We start from the raw sequence: 23,239 nt of genomic DNA, 5'->3' as shown, positions 1-23,239 counted from the left end.
TTTTAAAAAAATAATAGCAAACAGGACAGACACAACAGGCAGTTATTGCTTGCGTTAAGGCAGATGCACCCGCTCGCAAGCGCAGCCTCAGTCGCCTTCAGCATCCGCTGCCAGCAGGGGGAGGGATGTCTGCTTGACCTGTCGATGAAGTTGGCTGAGAGGAGACTTGCCAAATATGAAAATAAGCGCACCGGTCGAGGATGTGCTGGACGCAGAATCACAGCGTCTCGAAGCCTGGTATCGCCTGCTGGGCGAACTCACGCATTGTTTGTGGTACCCCGACAGCATAGAGCAGATGCTGCAGGTGTTTTGCCGCATCATGGTCACCCGTGCCGGCTATCAGCGTTGCGCGCTGACGCTGAACAGCGAGCAGTTGACGCTGCATTTTGCAGCTGGTGCTGATGCGGACAGCGTGGATCAGCCTGTGCAGCGCAGAACGCTGACACGCACCGGTTGCGATGTGTTGCTGGAAGTATGCGGACCTGCAAGCCTGTGGGATGAAGCTGAAACCGGACAGCTGTTGACCCGTATTTCTCAGGAACTCGGGCGCGCAGTCGATGCAGTGCTGACCACGCACGAACATCAGAATTTGCAGGATAACCTGGAATTGCTGGCGCTGGCGATTGCACAAAGCCCGCTCTCTGTACTCATCACAGATCGCGCAGGCAAGCTGGAGTATTGTAATCAGGCTTATCTGCAAAGAACGGCTTATCGCTTCGAGGAGTTACTGGGGATTCCTGTGTTGTGGAATAGCGGGGATGGTACCGATCAGCGTCTACAGGCTGAATTCCAGGCGCTGACGCTGGGGCAGCACTGGCATGGCGATATTCTGAGCCGCACCCGTGACGGTCAGCGTTACTGGGAAAAACAGGTGGTGAGCCCGCTCGCCGACGTGGATGGCAGGATTACCCATCTGGTCGCGATCCGTCAGGATTTGAGCGCATCCCAGTTTCAGCTGAAAGAAGTGGAGCAGGCTTTGCTGCTGCGCGAACAGGCACTGGTTTCCAGCAGTAACGGCATCATGATTACGCGCAGCGATGCCAATGATCACTCCATCGTCTATGTCAATCCCGCTTTTGAACGGATTACCGGCTATTGCGCAGACGAGGTGATCGGGCGCGAAGGGCGCTTTCTGGTACGCGACGATTTGCAGCAGCCGGATCTGGAAGAAATTCGTACCGCCTTGCGCGAAAAGCGCGAGGGCCGGGCTTTGTTGCGCAATTACCGTAAAGATGGCACTCAGTTCTGGAATGAATTGCATATCTCGCCAGTCAAAGATGCACGAGGCGCAAACACCACCCATTTTGTCAGCGTGATTAATGACGTCAGTGAACGCGTCAATTATCAGAGAGAACTGGAATATCAGGCGAATCATGACAGCCTGACCGGGCTGGCCAATCGTAATTTGCTCAATGACCGCATCACCCAGGCAATTGCCTGGGCAAAGCGTCAGGATTTGCACGTCGGGGTGCTGCTGCTCGATCTTGACCACTTTAAACTGATCAATGATGGCTCAGGTCATGGGGCCGGTGATGAAATGCTCAAGCAGGTGGCTCACAGGCTACGGCAATGTGTGCGTGACACGGATACGGTTGCACGTCTGGGCGGGGATGAGTTCGTGGTTGTGCTGACTGATTTGCCCGACAGCAGTGATGCCGATACCGTTGCCGATAAAATTCTGCAAGCCTTGTCCCGTCCTATCCAGATTCAGGCGGTGGATGTATTTGTGACCGCCAGCATCGGGATTTCGGTGTATCCGCGTGATGGCGATCATGGCGAAATTTTGCTGCGTTATGCCGATATCGCGATGTACCGCGTGAAGGAACATGGGCGTAACAGCATGCGCCAGTTTGTGCCGGAAATGGGCTTGAATGCGATCAGCCGCCTGAATATGGAAAGTGCTTTGCGGCGCGGTCTGGAGCGTAACGAATTTCTGCTGCATTACCAGCCGAAAATCGATCTTGATCAACAGACTATCGTCGGCGCCGAGGCGCTGGTACGCTGGAATCATCCACAGATAGGCATGGTGCATCCGGTGGAATTTATTCCTCTGGCGGAAGAAACCGGCCTGATACTGCCGCTGGGCGAATGGGTGCTGGCCGAAGCCTGTCGCCAGCAAGTACGTTGGCGTGAGCAGGGGCTGGGTGACTTAAAGGTGGCAGTCAACATGTCTTCACGCCAGTTCAGACAGGACGACCTGGCTGGCCGGATCGCTGCGATTATTGCGGCCACCGGTGCGAATCCTGCCTATATCACGCTGGAGCTGACGGAGAGCATGGTGATGCAGGACGTGGACAGCACACTGACTACCTTGCGCTCTTTGAAAAAGCTGGGTTTGTCGATTTCACTGGATGATTTCGGTACCGGCTATTCGAGCTTATCTTATCTGCGTCGCTTTCCTATCGATGAACTAAAGATTGATAAATCCTTTGTCAACGATATTCATACTGATCCTGATGATGCGGCGATTGCCAGCGCTGTGATTGCCATGGGCCTGAGTCTGGGATTAAATGTGGTCGCGGAAGGGGTAGAGCGTCTGGAGCAAATCCAGTTATTGCGCGAGATGCGCTGCAGTCAGGTACAAGGGTATTATTTTGCGCGTCCTATGGATGCGCAGAGTTTCGCTCAGTTTCAGGTGAAGCAAAAGGTGCTAAAACATGACTAAGCTCAGATGGCATGCCGGACAGCGCGCTGAGCTGGCACAATTGCTGGTTGAAGCCAAATTGCTGAGTTCTGCTGCGGTAGGTACTGCCACCCTGTATCATTTCCAGACCGGTGAAGACGAAATTGTGGCGCTCAGTACCGGGCAGGATAATGTGGTGCTGGTCAGTTTACAGCCGTCCGCTGCGCCGGCCAGACGTCGCATAGATAAAGATACTACAGAAAATAAGGATGAGGCCGATAGTGAGCATTAATGGACATTAATGCGCACCCTTGCGCAACAGTCGCTATGCTTGAGCCAAGCCAGCGCAGCGCAACTCCAGTTAAGTATAAAGAAACAGATTAATGAATCAAGAACCACAACAAGAACAAGATGAAGCGCAGCCGGAGCCTGAATCTGCGTTGCCCGCCTATCCCGGGCTGAAGCGCCAGCAAATCTGTATGGTAGAAGATGCCGTAAGCTTGCAATATGCATACACACAATTGCAGAGCGCCAGCATACTTGGCTTCGATACTGAGACCAAACCTGTGTTTCAAAAGGGCCAGAAAAGTGAGGGGCCGCATCTGGTGCAACTCGCTACAGAGAGCCAGGCCTTCTTATTTCCGCTGACTACCGCATTGCAGGCCGAGGCTATCGTGGTCATCCGCCAGCTGCTGGAACAGCCTGCGATACAAAAAGTCGGTTTCGGCCTGGTCGACGACTTGCGCCATTTGAAAAGTAAATTCGGTATTGTGACGGCCAATGTGCTGGACCTGGCACGCGTGATGCGCGAAAGCAAGCAGCGTGATATGGGCGTTAAGGCTGCGGTCGCCAAGTATTTTGGCATGCAGATGAGTAAGTCCAAAAAAACTTCCACCTCGAACTGGGCCCAACATCCTTTAAGCGAGAAGCAAATCTTTTATGCAGCCAATGATGCGCATGTCGCTTTGCTGGTGTATCTGCATTGGCGTGAGCTCAAAACAAAAGCACTGGCAGCCTGAACTTCTGTCACCGTTGCCGGTCACAACAATTCTTTGAAAAGGAAAGTCTATGCGTCTGCCTCTTGCCTTACACCAGATTTCCGCTGCAATCGTCTTCACCAGCTGCGCGCTGTCGGCCCACGCCGATGGGCTGACTGACCTCAAAACGGCGCTCAGTCGCCTGCATGGCAGTGCGCCAGTCAAAGCACAAGTTGAAACCCGCATCAATAACCGCATTGGTGAAGGTAAGGATCTGGAGGAAATTTCAGGCCAGGCCAGCATACAGCTGGAAGACGGCAGTCGTGGCTTGCAACTGGTGTTCTCTAAAGATTTGTTGAGTAAACTGGAAGCTGAAGAACGTGCGAAAGAGAAAGATCCGAAAGCGAAAACCCCGGCGCTGTCCAGCATCAAAGAATTGAGTCCGTCTGAGTTGCGACCGGTCGTGAATTATGCAGCAGCCTTGTTGCGTAAACTGGAAAGAGCCCAGTTCAAAGGTGAGAAAGCAGATAACTATAACGGCAAGCCGGCACGTCTGTTAAATTTTGAATTATCCATCGACAGGCTGAGTGAAAAAGAAAAGAAATACATCAAAAAGTATGAAGGTAGTTTTGATGTGTGGGTCGATGCAGAAGGTACGCCCCTGGCCAGCCGTTCCAGTCAGCAGATATCCGGCCGTGCCTTTGTCGTCGTCAGCTTTGAAATTCGCGATGAAGACAACCTGGTCTATACCGTGACCGGCGACCGTTTGCTGGTACAGAAAAAAGAAAGAAAAAATATGAGCTCCGGTACCGGCGAACGCTCAGAAATGCGTACGGTCACCACGCTGAATATCTTGTCCTGAATCATGTGAGTGCGGTGCACTCTTTGTTTATCCCTCAGCCTTTGAGTTTATATTATGTCTAAGTTTTCCTACCGCTTGCCTGCCTGGCGTCCCGTATGTGCTGCCGCACTGATGTTAGGCGTCTTATCCGGAACCTGGTCACCTGCCTCCCATGCAGCCAGTCTGGCAACAGAAGCCGCACTGGCGGCACCAATACCGGTCAGTGCCAAAAAAGTCATTACCCATGATGTCTATGCCAACTGGCGCAACATACAGGGAAGCACGCTGAGCCGTGACGGTTTATGGGCAGCCTATGCACTGACAGCCCAGGAGGGTGATGGAGAAGTGGTGTTCCGCCATCTCAAAGACGGTCGTGAATTCCGTTCGCCACGTGGTGCTGCTCCGCTGTTCAGCGCAGATGGAAAATTTGCGGCATTCGCGGTGCGTCCTACCCGTGCTGAGCAGGAGAAGGCTAAAAAAGAAAAGAAAAAACCGGAAGATGCACCGAAGTCCGGTCTGGGCATCATCGATCTGCAAAGCGGCAAAATAGAGCTGATCGAGCGCGTCAAGCAGTATGCATGGTCGGAAGAGGGCGGTGGCTGGCTGGCCGTGCTGATGGAAGCTGTGCCGGAAGCTAAGAAAGACGCGAAAAAAGACAGCGCAGAAAATAAGAAAGACCTGGATGAAGCGGATCAGGTCGCCAGAGCCGCCGCTGCCGGTGCGCCGGGTGCTGCTGCCAAGAAAAAAGAGAGTGGGTCCGAGTTGCTGTTAATCGATGTCGCCAACAGCCAGCGCATCAGTCTGAAAGATGTGGGCGAGATGTTATGGGCGAAAAATGGTAGCGCCCTGGCCTATACGCTGAAACCCGCTTTGAAAGACAGCAAGGACAGTAAAGACAGCAAAGAGCAGGCTAAAGACGCAAATAAAGAAGTAAATAAAGAGGCGACTAAGGAAAGTGCAAAAGAAGTCGCTGAACTGGCGGCCAAAGAAGGCGTTTACCTGTTCACTCCGGCTGATCAGCAACAGTTACAGATTTTCTCTGGCACAGGCAGTATCAAGCACCTGCGCTTTGATGAAGACGGTAAACAACTGGCTTTCCTGAGTAATCGCGATGATCTGGCCAAGCGCCGCGCTGAGGAAGAGAAAAAACCGAAGAAAGCACCTGCTGCTGACGCCGCTGCTGAGAAAGAAGATCCAGCGGTGTATCAGCTGTATTACTGGAAAAATGCAGAGCGCAATGCCACCTTGCTGGCCAGTGCTGCGACACCCGGTATGCCGGAAAAGTGGGGTGTCAGTGAATTCGGTGAGCTGGGCTTTAGCAAGGATGGACAACGCTTATTCTTGGGTACCGCAGAAATCCAGAAAGCAGAACCCAAGGATGCGCCGGAACCGGTGAAAGTCGATTTGTGGCATTGGAAAGATCCTGAGCTGCAATCGGTACAGAAAGTCCGCGCCGAAAAAGATAAGCAAAAAAATTACAAGGCAGTGATACATCTGGCGGATCAGCGCTTTGTGCAGTTAGGCAGCGTGCAGATTCCTGCGGTGTCCGTCAATGATAATCCTGACTTTGCGATGGGTAGCAGTGATGTGCCATACAAAATGCTGCTGTCCTGGGACGGTTCTTACCGCGATGTGTATGCGATTGATTTGAAAACCGGGCAGTCGCGTCTGTTAGCGCAGAAGCAGCGCTTTGTCGCGGGCATGTCACCTGCCGGTAAATACGTATTAGGTTTTGATGCAAAAAACTATAGCTGGCAAGCCTGGTCGACTGCGGATGGCAAGCAGGTCAACCTGACTGGAAAAATCAAAGCCCGCTTTGAAGATCATGAGCATGATACGCCGCAACCACGCTCACCGTATGGCTATGCGGGCTGGACTGAGGGTGATCGCAGCGTGGTGCTGTACGATCAGTTCGATTTATGGGAAGTCACACCGGCCACGCTGGCCAGCCGCAATCTGAGTCAGGGCTACGGTCGTGCGCATCAGTTACAGCTGCGCTATATCAACCTTGAGAATACCCGTCCTGAAGTCATGGAAGAGCCAACGCCGGTCGCGGAGAGCAAGCCGCTGGCGCAGGGCGACTGGATGCTGTCAGCCTTGAATGAAAACACACGTGCTAGCGGCTTTTACCAAATGCCAGCGAACGGCGCGCAACCACAGCAACTGGTGTTTGGCGACAAATTGTATGGCGGTGTGATCAAGGCGAAGAAAGCCGATACGGTGTTATTTACCCGTCAAAGCTTCACGGAATTCCCGGATGTGTGGGCCAGTGATGTGAAACTGAATACGCCACAGAAAATCAGTCAGGCTAATCCTCAGCAAGCGCAATACAACTGGGGCACGCAGGAAATTATTGAATACAGCACGACAGACGGCAGAAAACTCAAGGCCTTGCTGGCTAAACCGGAAAACTTTGATCCTGCTAAAAAGTATCCGATGATGGTCTACATCTATGAAAAGATGACCGACAATCTGCATCGTCATACAGTCCCTGCGCCTAGCCAGAACATCAATGTCACCCGTTATCTGAGCAATGGCTATATCGTGCTGCGTCCGGACATCACCTATACCACGGGCCATCCTGGCCGCAGTGCTTTGCAAGCCGTGACCGGTGCGGTCAACAAAGTGGTGGGCATGGGTTTTGTCGATGCCAAACGGGTTGGTATTCAGGGCCATAGCTGGGGGGCATATCAGATCAATTATCTGATCACCAGAACCAATATGTTTGCAGCGGCTGAGGCCGGTGCATCGATGGCGAATATGACCAGTGGCTATGGCGGTATTCGCTGGGGCGCTGGTGTCAGCCGTGCCTTCCAGTACGAAACCGGGCAAAGCCGTATGGGTGGGACACCGTGGAATAAAACCGCCGAGTATATCGAGAACTCGCCTTTGTTCCAGATCGATAAAGTGAAAACACCTTATCTGACCAAGCATAATGATGAAGATGATGCGGTACCATGGTATCAGGCGATAGAATTCTTCACTGCCTTGCGTCGCCTGGGTAAAGAAGCTTACTGGTTTAACTATAATGGCGAAAAGCATGGTCTGCGTGACCGCGAAAACGTGAAGCATTACACGGTCCATATGGCTGAGTTCTTCGATCATTTCCTGCTCGGTGCTGGGCGTCCGGGCTGGATGGAAAAACCAATTCCTTATCTCGAACGTGGCAAGCGTGATGTGACGCCTTTGTTTAAACCTGCTGACAGTAAAGGTAAAGAAGCGAAGGCCGTTCAGCCAGCGAAGGTGGAAGAAAATACGAGCGCGGCAGCCGTCGCAAACTAAATACTCATGGCAGAGATTACAAGAGTACGACAAACCCACCGCAAGCCGGTGGGTTTTTTTACGGAGTCAATATGGCACTGAGCCAGCAAGAACAACAGGCTTTTTTATCGGCGATAGAGCGCGTTAAGCAAGACAATCAGACCCTGCTGGAAAACAGCAAACAGCATCCGGTCTGGCCTTTGCATGTGATTCCGCGCTTACATGGTGCGCTGGATCTGATCGCCAGTCAGTCTGTGACCACAGCTGCAGTTGCCTGTGCTGCAGGCTGCAGTCATTGCTGCCATCATCTGACGGTGGAAGTGAATAGTGCTGAAGCCAGTTTTATTGTGTATCAGTGGATCGCTGAACGGCGTGATATCGCGGCTTTGCGTGTGGCCTGCCAGGCCTATGTCGATGCGTATGTTGATGCTCATGCGAGCGGTCAGCGTAAGCCCTGCCCCTTATTACAGGATCAGCATTGCAGCATCTATGCTTACCGCCCTGCGGTGTGTCGCAAAGCGCATTCGCTGGACCTGGCTGCCTGTGCCAGTCAGGCCGCGCATATTCCTCAGCAGTTGGAGCGTGTGTTGAAATCTGAAGCCTGGATAGAAGGTGTGACGCGCGCTTTGGATGAATTTCAAACTCAGCAACGTCAGCCCTTGCCACAAGCTTTGTTACAGGTGCTGGACGCGCTGGCGCGTCAACAGAGCGAACAACAGGCTTAAATCAGCGCCGCTGAAAATCCGCTGCCTGCATCGCATACACCGCCATATCACGGTTGTACCAGTGTTCCAGCCCACGATATTGCATGCCGAGTTTTTTCATGACATGGGACGACGCATGATTATCCGGATCGCATACCGCCACCAGATCCGGGCTGTGCAGGGTATCGAAGGCAAATGCAGCCATTGCCTGCGCTGCTTCTGAGGCATAACCACGGCCCCAGCGGTCACGCCGCAGACGCCAGCCGGTTTCCAAAGAATTGGCCGGATCACGCCCCAGATGTTGTATGCAGCCGGCACCGATGAGGGTGTCGGTTTCAATCTCAAAAAAACTCCACCAGGAAAAACCAAATTGTTCCCAACGTGCTTTAACCAGATCGATCATGTTTTGGGTATCGGCAAGGGTATCCGGTTTGCCCGTGATATAGCGCATCACTTCCGCATCGCTGTTCATCGCAAACAAGCCATCCAGATGGCTATCGTTCATCGGTTCCAGCCTGAGTCTGGCGGTATGCAGTAGGGTCATGGGTGCTTAGTCTTATGTGTCAATTTGGCTTTCAATTTTACCTGTAGGACTTACGCAAAACCACCCCGGCGGCGTTATGGCTCTTTGTCGTACCAGTTGTACTGTCTGCGTCGCCATGCCTTGCTGGGACAATTTTGCGTAAGCCCCGATCTGAAAATAATGCAAAACAAGCGGGCAAAAAAATAGCTACCCGTGATAGGTAGCTATTTTCAGCCTGCGTTGAAGGCTGAAATTTCAGCCAGTCTTACAACTTATATTTAGCGTTTGAACTTCGCTTCAGCAACGCGATCCGCGATCACACTGGTCGGCAAGCCTTCTGCATCAGCGCGCGCAAAGACTTCAGCCAGGGTTTCACCGATACGGCGTACATGTGCATCCATGCCGTCTTCCGGTGTGTTCAGGTATTCGTAGCAGACCTTGATGATGCCACCGGCGTTGATCACGAAATCCGGTGCATACAGGATGCCCTGATTGCGGCAGGCGATACCCATTTCTGGCGTGGACAGCTGGTTGTTCGCTGCACCGGCGATGATTTTCGCTTTCAGGCGTTTCAGAGTGTCAGGATTGACGGTAGCACCGAGTGCGCATGGCGCATAGATGTCTGCCGCAACATCATAAATCGCATCAGTGCCGACGACTTCTGCACCCAGCTCATCTTTAGCACGTTTGAGCGCGCCTTCGTCGATGTCGGACACGATCAGCTTGGCACCGGCTTCTTTCAGGCGGCGCGCATAGTCGAAGCCAACGTGACCCAGACCCTGCAATGCAACCACCAGGCCTTCCATATCATCGCGGCCTAACTGATGTTTGACGGCTGCCTGGGCACCGACGAAGCAACCCAGTGCGGTAAATGGAGACGGATCGCCACGGTCACCCAGACCTGCAACGTATTTTGTTTTGCCTGCTACATAGGCCATATCGGCCGGGCTGGTGCCGACATCTTCTGCCGTTACATAACGGCCGCCCAGGCGTTCCAGGGCTTCGCCCAGCGCTTCAAACAGCGCAGGGGTTTTATCTGTTTTTGGATTCCCGATGATGACACTTTTGCCGCCACCGATAGGCAGGCCAGCCACTGCGTTTTTATAAGTCATGCCGCGCGACAGACGCAGTACATCGCGTACCGCATCGGCTTCGCTGGCGTAATTCCACATACGGCAACCGCCCATGGCCGGGCCCAGGTTGGTATTGTGTACGGCGATAATGGCTTTCAGGCCGGATTTTTCTTCTGAGGCAAAAACGACTTGTTCGTGGTGGTCAAAATTAATTTCGTTAAATACAAAAGCGGTCATGCTTATGGCTCCGCGCGGTTTGACTGAATCACAGTGCCGGATAGGGCAGACTCATCATCCCGCAAAAAAGTTAATAAATAGGAATTTAACGACATTGTTCCTGCAGCGACGAAGCTTTATCTGTGCTCATCCATGTGCGGGTCAATGTCTTGATAAATGTCCCAATAAAAGGGCTACCGAAAGTATTGCAGATAGAAAAACGGCCTGTGGCTGCTGGTTGCGGCAGATTCAGGCACTGGGCGGTGATTGTGTCACGCGGGGCAGAGTATAGGGGAAGGCAAGGGGGGAAGGCAATTCGGGACAGCCCTTAGTGTGGATTGGCATCAGCTTGCCGGGCGCTAAATTCAGTGCTCAGGCCGCATCAGCAATGCCGGCATCCTGCATCATGTGGTAGAGCTCATCGCCAAAGCGGGTCTGGCTTTTAACACAGGAACCGCGTGAATACACGTTCATGAAGCCATGTTTGCTGCCTTTTAGCAGCTCGGCCTGATGGCCGCGCTTTTGTAAATCCTGCACTAATTCAGCTGGCGCGAATGCCGCTTCCTGTTCGGCGAAAATCAGCCTGACCGGACACAGTGGCTGCAGTTGGCGGTATTCGCGTATGCGCGAGCCATAAAACAATACCATTTGCCGCAGGCCAGACATCATGCTGTGCTCTGAATTGACCCAGAGTGCACTGGCGCCTGCGCTGAAGCCGATCGCGTAGCGCAGGCTGGCTGTATGTGCCAGTTGTGCTGCTGCCAGCTTGTCGGCGAAACGCGCAATGCCACCTTCGGCCAGAAAGGCTTGATAGGCTTCCTGCTCAGATACGAAATGGCGGCTGCTGTCGTCAAACGGGGAAACGATGAGTGCTGGCTGAGCCAACTGGCGCACCAGACCATCGACGGCGGCAGTGTGACCAAAGACATCGGTGGCAATCAGGACAACAGGGGCGTGAGCTACAGCAGAAACAGACACAGAACAGACCATCAAAAGCAGGGAGGGCGCAGACTACCGGACTTGGCGTATTTTTGCAAGGATGCCGCAGTGTGTGAACGCATAGCCGCACACCTCACTTTTGTCGTCTACACAGTGAACTTTGTCTGCTAACATGCTTCGTTTGCAAGACTTAAGGCATACCGCTGTTCACGTATGTTCATGTATTTTAGCGCTGCCCGGCTTTCATGGTGTGTATACAGCATATATGCAGCTTATATACAGCGTATATATATAGCGCCTGGAGCTGAAACTTTTTATCTGCCGCATCATCTAAGCGGCCTTCATTATAATAATTGTTATCCGGAGATACACCATGTCGCGTCCTGGTCTGATCGTATTGTGCGCAATGCTCGCGCTTACAGGCTGCAGTAAGCTTAAAAAAGAGGACGAATCCGGCAAGGCCAGCGCGGCTGGTTCTGCGTCCGCTTCCGCTTCTGTGCCTGCCAGCCTGGACAAAGCCCTCATGGTGACACGTGAGGACTTAACTTTGGTACAGAGCAGCGCACTGAGCTCGGGGCCAGTGGTGACTGGCTCAATACAGCCAGAACGTAAGGCGGATTTACGCTCTGAAATTTCCTCGGTCGTTTTGCAGGTACTGAAAGAAAACGGGGAAGCGGTCAAGCGTGGTGACTTACTGGTCAGGCTGGACGACACCGCCATTCGCGACAGCCTGCATTCTGCGCAGGAAGCGGAACGTGCTTCCAGTCAGTCGTTTGAGCAGGCCGAGCGCCAGTTCCAGCGCTTAAAAACCCTGCGTGCTTCTGGCATGGCGTCGACCCAACAACTGGAAGATGCAGAAATCCGGCGCAATAACAGCCAGAGCGATCTGGTCGCCGCCAAAGCACGGACTGCGCAGGCCAGGCAGCAGATTACCCGCACCGAAGTACGTGCACCGTTCGATGGCGTCGTCAGTGAACGTAAAGTCTCCCCGGGTGACACGGCGCAATTGGGTAAAGAGTTACTGAAAGTGATAGACCCGGCCAGTATGCGTTTTGATGGTCTGATTTCCGCCGATAAGGTGACCGCGGTGCGTGTGGGCCAGAATGTGAGCTTCCGCATCAATGGTTATGCCGGTCAGAATTTTGCAGGTAAGGTCAAACGGGTGGACCCGGCTGCGAATGCCACGACCCGTCAGGTCGAAGTCTTGATTGCGTTTGCCGATGCCAATCAACCCAGAGTCGCCGGTTTATATGCGGAAGGCATGATAGAGGCAAGTACCTCAGAAACACTGATGGTGGAAAACTCTGCTGTGGTGCGCGATGGTGATAAGGCTTACGTCTGGCGCGTGAAAGACGGCATTTTGTCCAAAGTCGCGATACAGCTCGGTGAGCGCGACCAGCGCCGTGGTGATTTTGCGGTCCGTGCCGGACTCAACAATGGCGATCAGGTGATACGCAATCCTTTATCCACCCTGAAGGATGGACAAAAGGCGCAACTGGTGGCATCGGCCATGCCACCTAAAGCTGTCAGTGCGCCAGTCGCTGCTTCTTCCGCTGCGGGGAAATAAGCCATGTTCTTATCCGATTTCAGTATTAAGCGCCCCATCGCGATGATAGTCATCATCATCGCCTTGATGGCGCTGGGGCTGCTGGCTTTGAAAAAACTCAAAGTCAATCAGATTCCCGATGTTGAGCAACCGGTGTTGGTGGTCAGCGTTCCCTATCCGGGCGCGTCGCCGGAAACCGTAGAGCGCGAGATTATCAACCGCATAGAGAAATCCCTGCAAAGTATTTCAGGTGTAGACAGACTGACTTCCACGGCAGCAGAGGGCAATGCCAGCATCGTCATCTTCTTTAATTTTAATAAGAACATGATAGAAGCCTCGGACGAGGTCAGGAATTCTATCGCGGCGGTGCGCTATAAGCTGCCGGTAGAAATGCGTGAACCGGTCTTGCAGCGCATAGATCCATCGGCTCAGCCCATCATGCAGCTGGCTTTGTCATCGACCACCTTGAGTCATGCCGAAATTTCACGCAAGGCTGAGGATGAATTTTCGGATAAATTCCGTGGCATTGATGGTGTTGCCACCGTGTCGGTGAATGGTTCTCTTAAGCGAGAACTGAGTGTCTTGCTACATGCGCAGAAGCTACGTGAATACAATGTCTCGGTGGCTGAAGTTGTGACGGCGCTTAAAAATCAGAACACCACTGCGCCGGTAGGCAAGGTCAAAGGTGATTTGAAAGAACAGAGTATCCGTCTGATCGGCCGCATTGAGTCGCCGCAGGAATTTCAGTCTATCGTGATTAAGCGCCGTGGTACGGAAGTCGTGCGCCTGGCGCAAGTGGCTGACATCGCGGATGGTTTTGCCGAGATCAGCGGTTTCAGTGTACGCAATGGTAATCCGAATGTGGGTATCTCAATTACCCGTTCGCGTGATGCGAGTACCGTGTCGGTCGCTGCCAGAGTGCGCCAATTGGTGGCTGAAATTAATAAGACGCTGCCTGCAGGCACGCGCCTGGAAGTCACGCAGGATGGTGGTAAGGATGCCGAAAGCAGTCTGAATAATGTGATCGAATCTCTGATTTTCGGCGCGGTTCTGACCATTTTTGTGGTCTATGTCTTCCTTAATTCATGGCGCTCTACGCTGATTACTGCACTTAGTTTACCGACCTCGGTGATCGCTGCCTTTATCGCCATCTGGCTGTGCGGTTTTACCCTCAACTTTATGACCTTGCTGGGCTTATCGCTTGCGATCGGGGTTTTGATTGATGATGCGATTGTGGTACGTGAAAACATCGTGCGCCATATGGAGATGGGTGAAGACCGACGCACGGCTGCCAGCAACGGTACCAAGGAAATCGGGCTGGCAGTGGCCGCCACCACGTTTTCGATTATTGCGGTTTTTATTCCGGTCGCGTTTATGCCCGGGGTATCCGGTGAATGGTTCCGTCCGTTTGCGCTGACTGTCGCCAGTTCTGTGCTGGTGAGTCTGTTTATCTCGTTCACACTCGACCCTATGCTGTCGGCTTACTGGGGTGATCCGCCTGGCCATCATGAGCAGCCTAAGACTGGTCTGAGTCTGCTGCTGGCGAAATTCAATGCCTGGTTTGATCATCAGTCTGACCGTTACGGCAATGTGATTGCCTGGGCTTTGCATCACCGTACTTCAATGGCAGTGATCGCTGCCATGTCGTTTGTGCTGGCGCTAGGCCTGCATGCGAAGTTTGGTGGCTCCAGCTTTTTACCTTCTGCCGATAATGGTACGATTTTTGTTGAAGTCAGGACGCCTTCCAGCGCCAGTCTGGATTATGCTCGCTTGAAAGTAGAGAAGGCGGCCGAGCTCGCGCGCACCATCAAGGAAACCAAGGCCACCAACAGCAATGTGAATGCAACAGGTGGCCGCGTGTATGTGGATATCGGCAAGAGTACCGAGCGTCAGCGCTCTGCGGCGCAAATCGCGGTCGAGTTACGCGGCCTGGTCGGCAGTCTGGTCGGTGCCGAATATGTGGTGCAGGACGATCTGAACAATGGCGGTGGTAAGCCAGTGCAGATCCAGTTCTCTGGCCCGGATGCGCGCAAATTGCTGGCGATTGCCAATGAATTCATGGATAAGCTGCGTAAGGTAGAGGGGGCGGTGGATGTTGGCCTGTCTGAGCAGGAGCCTAAGGATGAGCTGCAGATAGAGATGGATCGCGGCCTGGCGAATTCGCTGGGTATTTCGGTCAACGATGCGGCGCAGGCTCTGCGGGTTGCCTTCGCAGGTGTAGAGGTCGGTGACTGGGTCGATCCTACCGGCGAGGCACGTGATGTGGCGGTCAGGCTACATCCGGCTGACCGAATTAATCTGGAGAATATTGAACGCCTGCCTATCGCGGTGAGTGGCAGCGACAAGATGGTTCCGCTCGAACAGATCGCTAAAATCAGCATGGCGAAAGGTCCGGCCAAGATTCAGCATTTTGATGGCAAGCGCATGATTTCGGTTTCTGCGAATGCGCAGGGTCGTTCGCCGGGTGAGGTGACTGCAGATGCATTGAAGATCGCCAAGGCGATGAATTTCCCATCTGGTTATGCGCTGGAACTGGGTGGTGCGGCGCGCTCGCAAAAAGAATTGTTCAGCGAAATGGCGATTGCACTGGTCATGGGTATAGGCCTGATGTACCTGATACTGGTGATGCAGTTTGGCTCATTCACGGCGCCGATTGCGGTGATGTTGTCGCTGCCTTTAAGTCTGATCGGTGTGGTGCTGGCGCTGTTGATGACTAAGGGAACGCTGAATCTGATGAGTTTTATCGGCATTATTATGCTGATGGGACTGGTCGCAAAAAATGCGATTCTCTTACTTGATTGTGCACGCGAACTGGAGCGCGAAGGCTTAGAGCGCGAAGAAGCGCTGATGACAGCCGGGCGTAAACGTCTGCGTCCTATCCTGATGACGACCTTTGCGCTGATCGCCGGTATGCTGCCGGTCGCGATAGGTCTGGGTGAGGGCGGCGAATTCTATCGCCCGCTGGCCATTGCGATTATTGGCGGTACGATTACCTCGACCTTGCTGACTTTGCTGGTGGTGCCGACTTTCTATGACAGTATAGAAATCAAGCGCGACAGCATGATCGCCAAGTTTTTACGACGTGATCAACGCTGGAATACTTTCGTCGCCTTCGTGATGACGTTCGTCGAAGCCCTGCTGACTTTACTGTTAGTGCGCTTCGTGTTCCGTATGCTGATGTGGCCGCTGCGCTGGATGCGCCAGCGCCGTTAACGCCGTTAAGGCCGTTAAGGCCTGTTGCGCAACTGATCAGCAATGATGCGCTGCGCAAGTGCTTCTTGCTTGACTTGACGGGGGCAAATCGGGATACTGCGCGCACTGTTTTATAGCGGATTGGGTAGCCGTCCTCACTGCGCTATGCCTGACCGGATGTGCTTGTGTCTGGGCTTAGCGCAGCTTGCAATAAGGGCTGCGCTCATCATGCACTGACATGATTTACCACAACTTACAATAACTGAATTGGAGAAACCGATGACGCAGCAAACTGCTCAATTGGATAAGCCGAAGATGCCAGGGCAGATCCCCTACATCATCGCAAACGAAGGATGTGAACGCTTCAGCTTTTATGGCATGCGTAATATCCTGACCCCGTTCCTGATTACCAGTCTGCTGTTATCTATGCCGGAAAGCATGCGCGCTGGCATGGCAAAAGAGGTATTCCATACCTTCGTGATCGGCGTTTACTTCTTCCCTTTGCTCGGTGGCTGGCTGGCTGACCGTTTCTTTGGTAAATACAATACGGTGTTCTGGCTCAGCCTGGTGTACTGCGCTGGCCATGCCTGCCTGGCTGTGTTTGAAAATAATAAGGAAGGCTTTTATACCGGCTTATTCCTGATTGCGCTGGGTTCTGGCGGGATTAAGCCGCTGGTCACCTCGTTTGTCGGTGATCAGTTTGATCAGAGTAACCGCAGTCTGGCCCAGAAAGTATTTGATGGTTTTTATTGGATCATTAACTTTGGTTCCTTCTTTGCATCGCTGCTGATGCCTATTTTCCTGAAACAATACGGTCCAAGTGTCGCCTTCGGTATTCCGGGTATCCTGATGTTTATTGCGACCGTGATTTTCTGGTCGGGCCGCACTAAATATGTCCATGTGCCGCCATTCCCAAACAATCCTCACTCTTTCCTGAACGTGGTGAAAACTGCGCTGAATGCACATCAGCCAGGTCAGGGCCGCACTGGTTATTTCATTGCGGTATTGGGCGGTTTGCTGGCGCTTGCGTCCTTAACCCTGATCCCAAGTGTCGGTGTGGTGGCAGCGTTCTGTCTGGCACTGGTGCTGGTCCTGGGTTTTGGTGGTATGGGTGCGTGGCTGCAATTAGAGCGTGCACGCGGCGTGCATCCGGATGAAGCTGTGGATGGTGTGCGTGCTGTGCTGCGCGTCTTGGTTGTCTTCGCGCTGGTCACGCCTTTCTGGTCACTGTTCGATCAAAAAGCATCGACCTGGGTCTTGCAGGCCAACGATATGACTAAGCCGGAATGGTTTCAGGCGGCTCAGATGCAGGCATTGAACCCTATGCTGGTGATGTTGCTGATCCCGTTTAATAATCTGGTTCTGTATCCTATGCTCAAACGCATGGGTGTAGAGCTGACGGCCTTGCGCCGTATGGGTTTGGGCATCGCCTTTTCCGGTCTGGCCTGGATCGTGGTTGGATTTATGCAGCTCGCGATGGATGGTGGTGATGCCTTGTCGATTACCTGGCAAATCCTGCCGTATGCTTTGCTGACTTTTGGTGAAGTGCTGGTATCTGCGACTGGTCTGGAATTCGCTTACAGTCAGGCACCACTGGCGATGAAGGGCGTGATCATGAGCTTCTGGAATCTGTCTGTGACTATCGGTAACTTGTGGGTGTTGCTGGCCAATTCCAGCGTGAAAAGCCCGGCTGTGACTGAGTACATAAAAACGACCGGTATCAGCGTGACGGCTTTCCAAATGTTCTTCTTCGCCGGTTTTGCGCTGGTCGCTGCCTTGTTATTTGCACTGTATGCACGTAGTTACCAGATGCTGAATAATTATCGTAAGTCTTGATTCTGATTCTGATACTGATACTGATTCTGTATCTGCTGATTGCTGGCAGGCTGCAATAAAAAAAAACCGCATGTGTTGAACATGCGGTTTTTTTTTGCAGTGTATTCAGGGCAAAGCCTGGTGATACGTGCGACTCAGCTTCATCACATCACGATTGCACCGTATCGTATCAATGCATAATTTCGCTCAGCACGCGGCCTTCCGCACCGGATGGTGGACGTATGCGTAAGAGATGAGACAACGTAGGTGCGATATCAACGACTTCTGCATATTGACTGTAGTGACCAGCGCGGAACCATGGCTTACCCATGATCATCAATGGCACATTGGTATCATAGCTATACGGAGAACCATGTGAAGTCCCTTTGGCACCGTAGCTGAAGTAGGTGTAAGGCTGAGTGACTAATAACAAGTCGCCGGATAATTGACGGTTCCAGGCGCGCTGTATCAGTTTTGCCTGACGTGTGTCCGGTACCATGCCTTGCTCCAGCTGGTGACGGGTGTAGACATTGGCGATACCCGAATAGCCAAGCAAAAATTCTGCTGCCGCTGCTTCGATTTCACTTTGCTTCAAATTCTTTTCAGCGATCAGCTTAGTATTGAGCAAAATAGTCGGGCTGGACCATTTTTCAGCCAGTTGTTCGCTGCCGAATTTGGCACTGAGTGCTTTATTCAAGGCTGCCATCATGTCTTTGCTGTTGATGCGTTGCGCTTCACGTTTGATGGATTGTGAAAACTCAGGCACATTCGGGAAACCATGGTCAGCGGTCAGTACGACGATGGTGTTATCCAGGCCGACACGTTTATCGAGATAGCTGAAGAAGTTACCCAGCAGTCTGTCCAGTCGCTGCAAATGATCATGTGACATGCGGCTTTCCGGGCCATACGCATGATTCACATAGTCGTGGCTGGAAAGGCTCACGCCCAGTACATCAGTCACGCCTGCTGGATTTTTACCCAGATTTTCACCCTCAATTGCGGCACGTGCGAAGTCCAGTGTCATTTCATCGACAAACGGGCCGGTGAGCAGCTTGTTGTAATACTCGGCATCCGGTTTACCGGACTTGCTCACATATTGGTAAGGGAAACGTTCTTTGGGATCGGCAACCAGATCATCGCTGGCATCATTGATATATGCCTTATCAGCCAGCAGAGGTTTCCACTCCTGGCCGTAGAAGCGATCTTGTGGATTGCCCTGGTGATATTGCTGCACCCAGGCCGGATGACTTTGCATGTAGTAAGTGCTGCTCGCGAAGTGACCAGATTTGCTCATGTACATATAGGCGGTGCCTGCTTTGCCGCCTAAGAGAATTGCTCCACGGTCTTTGCCGGACACGGTAATGACTTTGGCCTGATTGCCAGTCGCGTACTTGAGTTCGTCACCAACTGTGCTGACTTTCAGATTGGCTGGGGAAGTGCCTGCACCTGCCTTGGTTTCTTCTCCGATATAGCTATATGCATTATCTTGAGTGCAATACATCTGTTCCAGTGTTTTACGATCGGTCCATTCGTTAGCGATAATGCCGTGCTGATATGGATAGGCGCCAGTCAGGATCGCAGTGTGGCCAACTGCAGTCAGCGTTACACCATGGGCCTGGTGCGCGTTGCTGAACCAGGCACCTTTGTCTAGCAGGCGGCGGAAACCACCGTTAGCGGCAAATTGTTCGCGGTAACGCACAACCTGCTCTTGCGGCAGGCCATCCACTACCAGTACGACCATCAGTTTCGGTTGTGCCGGTTTTTCGCCAGCTTGTGCAGCGAGGGCGATAACAGGTGTGCTGAGCAGGCTGGTGATGAGCAAACGTCGCAGCAAGTTGGCGGATGGGGTAAGTTGCAATTTCATGGAAATAGTATCCTGGTTGATGGGGGAAGCAGAATTAATCCGTTGTTGGCGGAGCGGACTATCATGCACTGAGTGCGATAGCCTTGGCTACATACCTAGTTTATCCAGCTATTATTTCATGCTTATGATGTGCTTGCGATCAGGTGTCTTGAAAAAGGTTTATGATTGATATTGCCTTATAGAAATTCATGTTGCACAGTAATTTTGTGCGTGCTTTTATCAGATCGCAGAGTAAAATAAAAGCTGTCCTGATGCACTTCACTTTCCAAAGGTCTCTTTTTGAATTCCTTACATTCTTCCATTTCCCTGATTGACGTTCTTCCCAACGCGGTCTTTATCGCGCTCAACGGCGTATTGGTTGATGCTAATCCGGCAGCATTACGCTTGCTGGAGGCCGAGGAGTTGTCGCAATTGCAGGGGCAGAAAATTGCAGATCTGGTACATACCCTGGATCAGACCCGTTCACAGGTCAGAATTCAGAAAGATGGTGGCAGTTGGGAAAATCCAGCTGCAAAAATGCGTATCCGCACGCTGAGAAACCATTTCCGTATTTTGCTGGTGGCGAGCCGTTCCATTCAATACCAGCAACAGGATGCGGTACTCATCAGTGCACTTGACATGACTGAGCATGATGAAATGGATGCGCATTTGCGGCAAAGTGAGCTGGATTTCCGCCGTTTGTTTGAAAATATGCAGGACGTGTATTACCGCACCGATGCTGCCGGATATATCAGAAAAATCAGCCCCTCAGTGGTTAATATGCTGGGTTATGAACCCGAAGAAGTGGAAGGTAAAGACGCGAAGTCTTTTTATCTGGATGTGGAAGAGAGCGAGTCCTACCGTCAGGCTATCTTGTCCAAGGGGCGAGTGACGGATTTTCCTGGAAAAATGCGCTGTAAATCCGGACGTGTGATCGATATTTCTCTCAATAGTCAGGCGCTGCAGGACGAACAGGGCAATTTTGCAGGTATAGAAGGCGTGTTCCGTGATGTCACGCAACGTAATGCGATGGAGCTGGAGCTCAAGCGTCTGGCGACGACTGACGCGTTGACGAACATAGAAAACCGGCGTGCTTTTCTTGAACATACCGAACATGTGTTTAAAAGCGCGCAGCGTTACAACACGCGTGTGAGCTTGTTAATGCTGGATCTGGACTTGTTTAAGACCATCAACGATGCGCATGGACATTTGGTGGGTGATCAGGTCTTGGTCAGATTTGCAGAAGCCGTCAAGATTGAACTCAGAGAGATTGATTTGTTTGGTCGCCTTGGCGGGGAAGAGTTTTGCGTCTTGTTGCAACAGACTACAGATCAGCAAGCGATGATTGTCGCTGAGCGTATCCGCAAGCGTGTTGAAGAATTGCGCTTTTTTGATAATGATGGCGCCCAGTTTGGTGTGACCGTCAGTCTCGGCATCGCTTCTAACCATCCGCAAGACCAGCAACTGGAACGTTTGCTTGAGCGCGCTGATAAAGCTTTGTATCAGGCTAAACACTCTGGCCGTAATCAAAGCAGAGTAGAAATTTTGCCCGCATAGGTATTGCGCTGCATCAAAGTCATCAGGGGGTAGCGGAGTAATCTGACTCATATCACTTCAATCCGGAGATAAAATGAGTCTGAGCAGTTCCCAAATCGAGAGCCTGAAACAGAAACTGGACGCTTTAAAGTTGCGTATTCAGCAAGACTTACGCCAACATAACCCGGCGACCCACAGCCTTGCTGCTGAAGCTGGCGACAGCGCAACAGGCGATACACTGAATCATGAAGCGATGTCGCAGTATTTGCACCAGCATGCGGAATGGGAGGCCTTGCAGCGCGCTCAGGCCAGACTCAGCGAAAATATTGCCGATGTTTGCAAGGAGTGTGGCGCTGCTATTCCCTTCGCCCGCCTTGAGGCTGAACCAACTGCTGAGCGTTGCATTCATTGTCAAGGTGCCTTAGAAGCTGATGAGAAGCGACTGCATTTACATACGCATTCCAGTATGTAGTGCATCGATGCATTTAAAAAGGCTTGCTGGATATAGATGTCAGCAAGCCTTTTTTGTCACCATACTTCCTGTCTATTTTTAACAGAACCTCGCTTGAGATCTTACATGCTGGCTGCCAGTAAAGACAGGACGTAGACCCCGATAGAAATCACGGCGACAACAATCAGTAAAATAACCCGCCAGATGGTTTCAATATGGGTAAGCTGATAAGTGCCTTTTACTTGTGCATACATATGGGCAGGTGGAACGCAAATGAGCAGAGTGATTGCCAGACCGCTTAAATTGATTGCGCTTAGCAACGAACAGACTATCATCAGGCAAACCATAAAGCACAGCGAATACAAAGAAAAGACGGCGTGATCAAACATCACAAATTTTTTGCGAAAAACAAACATCAGCCACAAAAAAGGCAAGGCTAAAGGCGGCAATAGCAGTGCAAACTTGGATGCGCCACTTTTCATTTTATAAATGACCAGTTCAGGATTGTCAGATGCATGGCGCAGTCGGCTGGTCAGCCAGGGCGGGGTGTTTTTTTCTGTGCTTTTTTCCAGTTCGATCGCCAGATCTTTTAAGCCTTCAGCCGCAGATTGATCTTTTTCCTGCTTTTCGTTGATTTGTTTTGCCGTCGCCTTGGCTTGGCTTGCCGGGACAGTGGCTAAGCTTTTTTCAAGCTCAATAATGTCTTTTTTTAATTCCTTTGCTCCTTCACTGTCAGCTTTGAGCTGCTTCTCTTTTTGGCGTAATTCGGCGATTTCCTTTTGAATAGAGGCTTTTTGCTCTGCCGACATTGGCTTGCTGTCTTCTTTGACTTCAAATCCACCCAGGCCAGCACTGTTTAAAGAGAAAATGAAAAACATCAGGAACAGCAAAAATAAATACAGGGCCAGCGGCGACACAAAGCGCGTCCTTTTCCCCTCTATATAGTCGCGGGTTAGTCTTCCGGGGTGAATGATCAGTGCCGGAATGGTGCGCCAGGCCTTGGTTTCAAAATGGAATAAGCCATGCAGCAATTCTTCTGCCATATGTAGCAGCGAACGATGGATATGGGTGGATTGTCCACAGTGATGGCAGTAAGCACCTATCACAGGCTGGTGGCAATTGGCGCAATTGCCATGCTCAGCTTCCGCCTGCTTATCTAGGGAAAGGCCTGAAGCGATGGTCGCTGCCGCAGCAATATCTGTATCTGGGGTTGTTTCCGGGGTCATGCTGAATTCCTGATTTGAATAATAGTGATTTTGCATCAAGCAATCTGCATCCTCAATCTTTCAGCTAAGTGCAGATGAATTTCCTTGAAAAACCACAGGTAATCGCATAAATCATCGAAGGGTGTTGACACAAAGCGGGCTAAGCTTCATAATCTCGTTTCTCTGCTGCTGACGAACAAAACGATTCGAAGCAAACGCCGCAAGGTAAGCGGGAAAAGAATTCAATATTCTGTGATCTTTAACAATTAACAGTCAATAAATGTGAGCACTTGATGAAAGCGCACCGCTTGGTTTTTAAACCGGGCGGCAAGCTTAAAAAATATCAAATGCTTCACAAGAAATAAAGCAAGACGATTTTCAGAGTTGGTAACAATTCAGAGAATCGAACTGTCAGTATTTTGAGTGAGCGACAGACAGAAATGTCTTTAAACAGAGATTAAACTGAAGAGTTTGATCCTGGCTCAGATTGAACG

The 23,239-nt window shown here is 51.8% G+C and carries 16 protein-coding genes; 11 read left to right on the top strand and 5 right to left on the bottom strand.

All coding sequences use genetic code 11. The annotated features are described in order from the left end of the window. Positions 1 to 175: 175 nt before the first annotated feature. From H8K43_RS14995 to H8K43_RS14970, 6 genes are all read left to right on the top strand, one after another. Complete coding sequence (locus H8K43_RS14995) at positions 176 to 2,665, top strand: putative bifunctional diguanylate cyclase/phosphodiesterase (RefSeq protein ID WP_186904585.1); 2,490 nt, start codon at positions 176 to 178, stop codon at positions 2,663 to 2,665. Next, a complete protein-coding gene (locus H8K43_RS14990) occupies positions 2,658 to 2,915 on the top strand; it encodes a hypothetical protein (RefSeq protein ID WP_186904584.1) in 258 nt (85 codons plus the stop codon). The genes H8K43_RS14995 and H8K43_RS14990 overlap by 8 nt, the downstream gene beginning before the upstream one ends. 91 nt (positions 2,916 to 3,006) lie before the next feature. Next, positions 3,007 to 3,642, top strand: coding sequence for a 3'-5' exonuclease (locus tag H8K43_RS14985; RefSeq protein ID WP_186904583.1), 636 nt, complete (start codon positions 3,007 to 3,009; stop codon positions 3,640 to 3,642). 49 nt (positions 3,643 to 3,691) lie between these two features. Then, a complete protein-coding gene (locus tag H8K43_RS14980; RefSeq protein WP_230404010.1) occupies positions 3,692 to 4,462 on the top strand; it encodes a hypothetical protein in 771 nt (256 codons plus the stop codon). A 54-nt stretch (positions 4,463 to 4,516) separates the two neighbouring features. After that, positions 4,517 to 7,723, top strand: a complete 3,207-nt coding sequence (locus tag H8K43_RS14975; protein WP_186904582.1) for an alpha/beta hydrolase family protein — start codon at positions 4,517 to 4,519, stop codon at positions 7,721 to 7,723. Positions 7,724 to 7,794: 71 nt separating this feature from the next. Further along, complete coding sequence (locus H8K43_RS14970; protein WP_186904581.1) at positions 7,795 to 8,427, top strand: YkgJ family cysteine cluster protein; 633 nt, start codon at positions 7,795 to 7,797, stop codon at positions 8,425 to 8,427. Position 8,428: 1 nt separating this feature from the next. Here H8K43_RS14970 and H8K43_RS14965 read toward each other — a convergent pair whose 3' ends face one another. From H8K43_RS14965 to H8K43_RS14955, 3 genes are all read right to left on the bottom strand, one after another. Then, entirely contained in the window at positions 8,429 to 8,950 is a 522-nt protein-coding gene (locus tag H8K43_RS14965; protein WP_186904580.1) for a GNAT family N-acetyltransferase, read from the bottom strand. A gap of 257 nt (positions 8,951 to 9,207) precedes the next feature. Further along, positions 9,208 to 10,239, bottom strand: coding sequence for a Glu/Leu/Phe/Val family dehydrogenase (locus tag H8K43_RS14960; RefSeq protein WP_186904579.1), 1,032 nt, complete (start codon positions 10,237 to 10,239; stop codon positions 9,208 to 9,210). Positions 10,240 to 10,590: 351 nt separating this feature from the next. Beyond that, positions 10,591 to 11,196 (bottom strand): dienelactone hydrolase family protein, encoded by a 606-nt coding sequence (locus tag H8K43_RS14955; protein WP_186904578.1) that lies wholly within the window; start codon positions 11,194 to 11,196, stop codon positions 10,591 to 10,593. Between the two features lie 334 nt (positions 11,197 to 11,530). Between H8K43_RS14955 and H8K43_RS14950 the strand changes: the two genes are divergently transcribed. The 3 genes from H8K43_RS14950 (at position 11,531) to H8K43_RS14940 (ending at position 17,731) form a co-directional block, all read left to right on the top strand. After that, the gene (locus H8K43_RS14950) at positions 11,531 to 12,724 is read left to right on the top strand and encodes an efflux RND transporter periplasmic adaptor subunit (protein WP_230404008.1); all 1,194 of its coding nucleotides are present in this window, start codon (positions 11,531 to 11,533) and stop codon (positions 12,722 to 12,724) included. A gap of 3 nt (positions 12,725 to 12,727) precedes the next feature. After that, entirely contained in the window at positions 12,728 to 15,916 is a 3,189-nt protein-coding gene (locus H8K43_RS14945; RefSeq protein WP_186904577.1) for an efflux RND transporter permease subunit, read from the top strand. 258 nt (positions 15,917 to 16,174) lie between these two features. Continuing rightward, on the top strand, positions 16,175 to 17,731 hold the full coding sequence (locus tag H8K43_RS14940; protein ID WP_186904576.1) for a POT-type proton-dependent oligopeptide transporter: 1,557 nt from the start codon (positions 16,175 to 16,177) through the stop codon (positions 17,729 to 17,731). Positions 17,732 to 17,900: 169 nt separating this feature from the next. Here the strand turns inward: H8K43_RS14940 and H8K43_RS14935 are convergent, their stop codons facing one another. Further along, positions 17,901 to 19,574 (bottom strand): alkaline phosphatase family protein, encoded by a 1,674-nt coding sequence (locus H8K43_RS14935; protein ID WP_186904575.1) that lies wholly within the window; start codon positions 19,572 to 19,574, stop codon positions 17,901 to 17,903. A 279-nt stretch (positions 19,575 to 19,853) separates the two neighbouring features. On the opposite strand from H8K43_RS14935, the gene H8K43_RS14930 reads away from it, so the two are divergent. Both H8K43_RS14930 and H8K43_RS14925 read left to right on the top strand, forming a co-directional pair. After that, positions 19,854 to 21,110, top strand: coding sequence for a sensor domain-containing diguanylate cyclase (locus H8K43_RS14930; RefSeq protein WP_186904574.1), 1,257 nt, complete (start codon positions 19,854 to 19,856; stop codon positions 21,108 to 21,110). Positions 21,111 to 21,183: 73 nt separating this feature from the next. Beyond that, positions 21,184 to 21,561, top strand: coding sequence for a TraR/DksA family transcriptional regulator (locus tag H8K43_RS14925; RefSeq protein WP_186904573.1), 378 nt, complete (start codon positions 21,184 to 21,186; stop codon positions 21,559 to 21,561). Between the two features lie 101 nt (positions 21,562 to 21,662). Here the strand turns inward: H8K43_RS14925 and H8K43_RS14920 are convergent, their stop codons facing one another. After that, the gene (locus tag H8K43_RS14920; protein WP_186904572.1) at positions 21,663 to 22,571 is read right to left on the bottom strand and encodes a DUF3667 domain-containing protein; all 909 of its coding nucleotides are present in this window, start codon (positions 22,569 to 22,571) and stop codon (positions 21,663 to 21,665) included. Between the last annotated feature and the right edge of the window lie 668 nt (positions 22,572 to 23,239).

Origin of the sequence: Cognatundibacterium curvum (assembly GCF_014284235.1) — a bacterium.
GTDB lineage: Bacteria > Pseudomonadota > Gammaproteobacteria > Burkholderiales > Burkholderiaceae_D > Undibacterium > Undibacterium curvum.
Note: the sequence above shows the minus strand (reverse complement) of the source record. Positions and strands in the feature narration are given on the sequence as shown.

Coding starts and splice junctions, on each gene's coding strand:
- H8K43_RS14995 (WP_186904585.1), top strand. CDS start 176: ATGAAAATAAGCGCACCGGTCGAGGATGTGCTGGACGCAGAATCACAG.
- H8K43_RS14990 (WP_186904584.1), top strand. CDS start 2,658: ATGACTAAGCTCAGATGGCATGCCGGACAGCGCGCTGAGCTGGCACAA.
- H8K43_RS14985 (WP_186904583.1), top strand. CDS start 3,007: ATGAATCAAGAACCACAACAAGAACAAGATGAAGCGCAGCCGGAGCCT.
- H8K43_RS14980 (WP_230404010.1), top strand. CDS start 3,692: ATGCGTCTGCCTCTTGCCTTACACCAGATTTCCGCTGCAATCGTCTTC.
- H8K43_RS14975 (WP_186904582.1), top strand. CDS start 4,517: ATGTCTAAGTTTTCCTACCGCTTGCCTGCCTGGCGTCCCGTATGTGCT.
- H8K43_RS14970 (WP_186904581.1), top strand. CDS start 7,795: ATGGCACTGAGCCAGCAAGAACAACAGGCTTTTTTATCGGCGATAGAG.
- H8K43_RS14965 (WP_186904580.1), bottom strand. CDS start 8,950: ATGACCCTACTGCATACCGCCAGACTCAGGCTGGAACCGATGAACGAT.
- H8K43_RS14960 (WP_186904579.1), bottom strand. CDS start 10,239: ATGACCGCTTTTGTATTTAACGAAATTAATTTTGACCACCACGAACAA.
- H8K43_RS14950 (WP_230404008.1), top strand. CDS start 11,531: ATGTCGCGTCCTGGTCTGATCGTATTGTGCGCAATGCTCGCGCTTACA.
- H8K43_RS14945 (WP_186904577.1), top strand. CDS start 12,728: ATGTTCTTATCCGATTTCAGTATTAAGCGCCCCATCGCGATGATAGTC.
- H8K43_RS14940 (WP_186904576.1), top strand. CDS start 16,175: ATGACGCAGCAAACTGCTCAATTGGATAAGCCGAAGATGCCAGGGCAG.
- H8K43_RS14935 (WP_186904575.1), bottom strand. CDS start 19,574: ATGAAATTGCAACTTACCCCATCCGCCAACTTGCTGCGACGTTTGCTC.
- H8K43_RS14925 (WP_186904573.1), top strand. CDS start 21,184: ATGAGTCTGAGCAGTTCCCAAATCGAGAGCCTGAAACAGAAACTGGAC.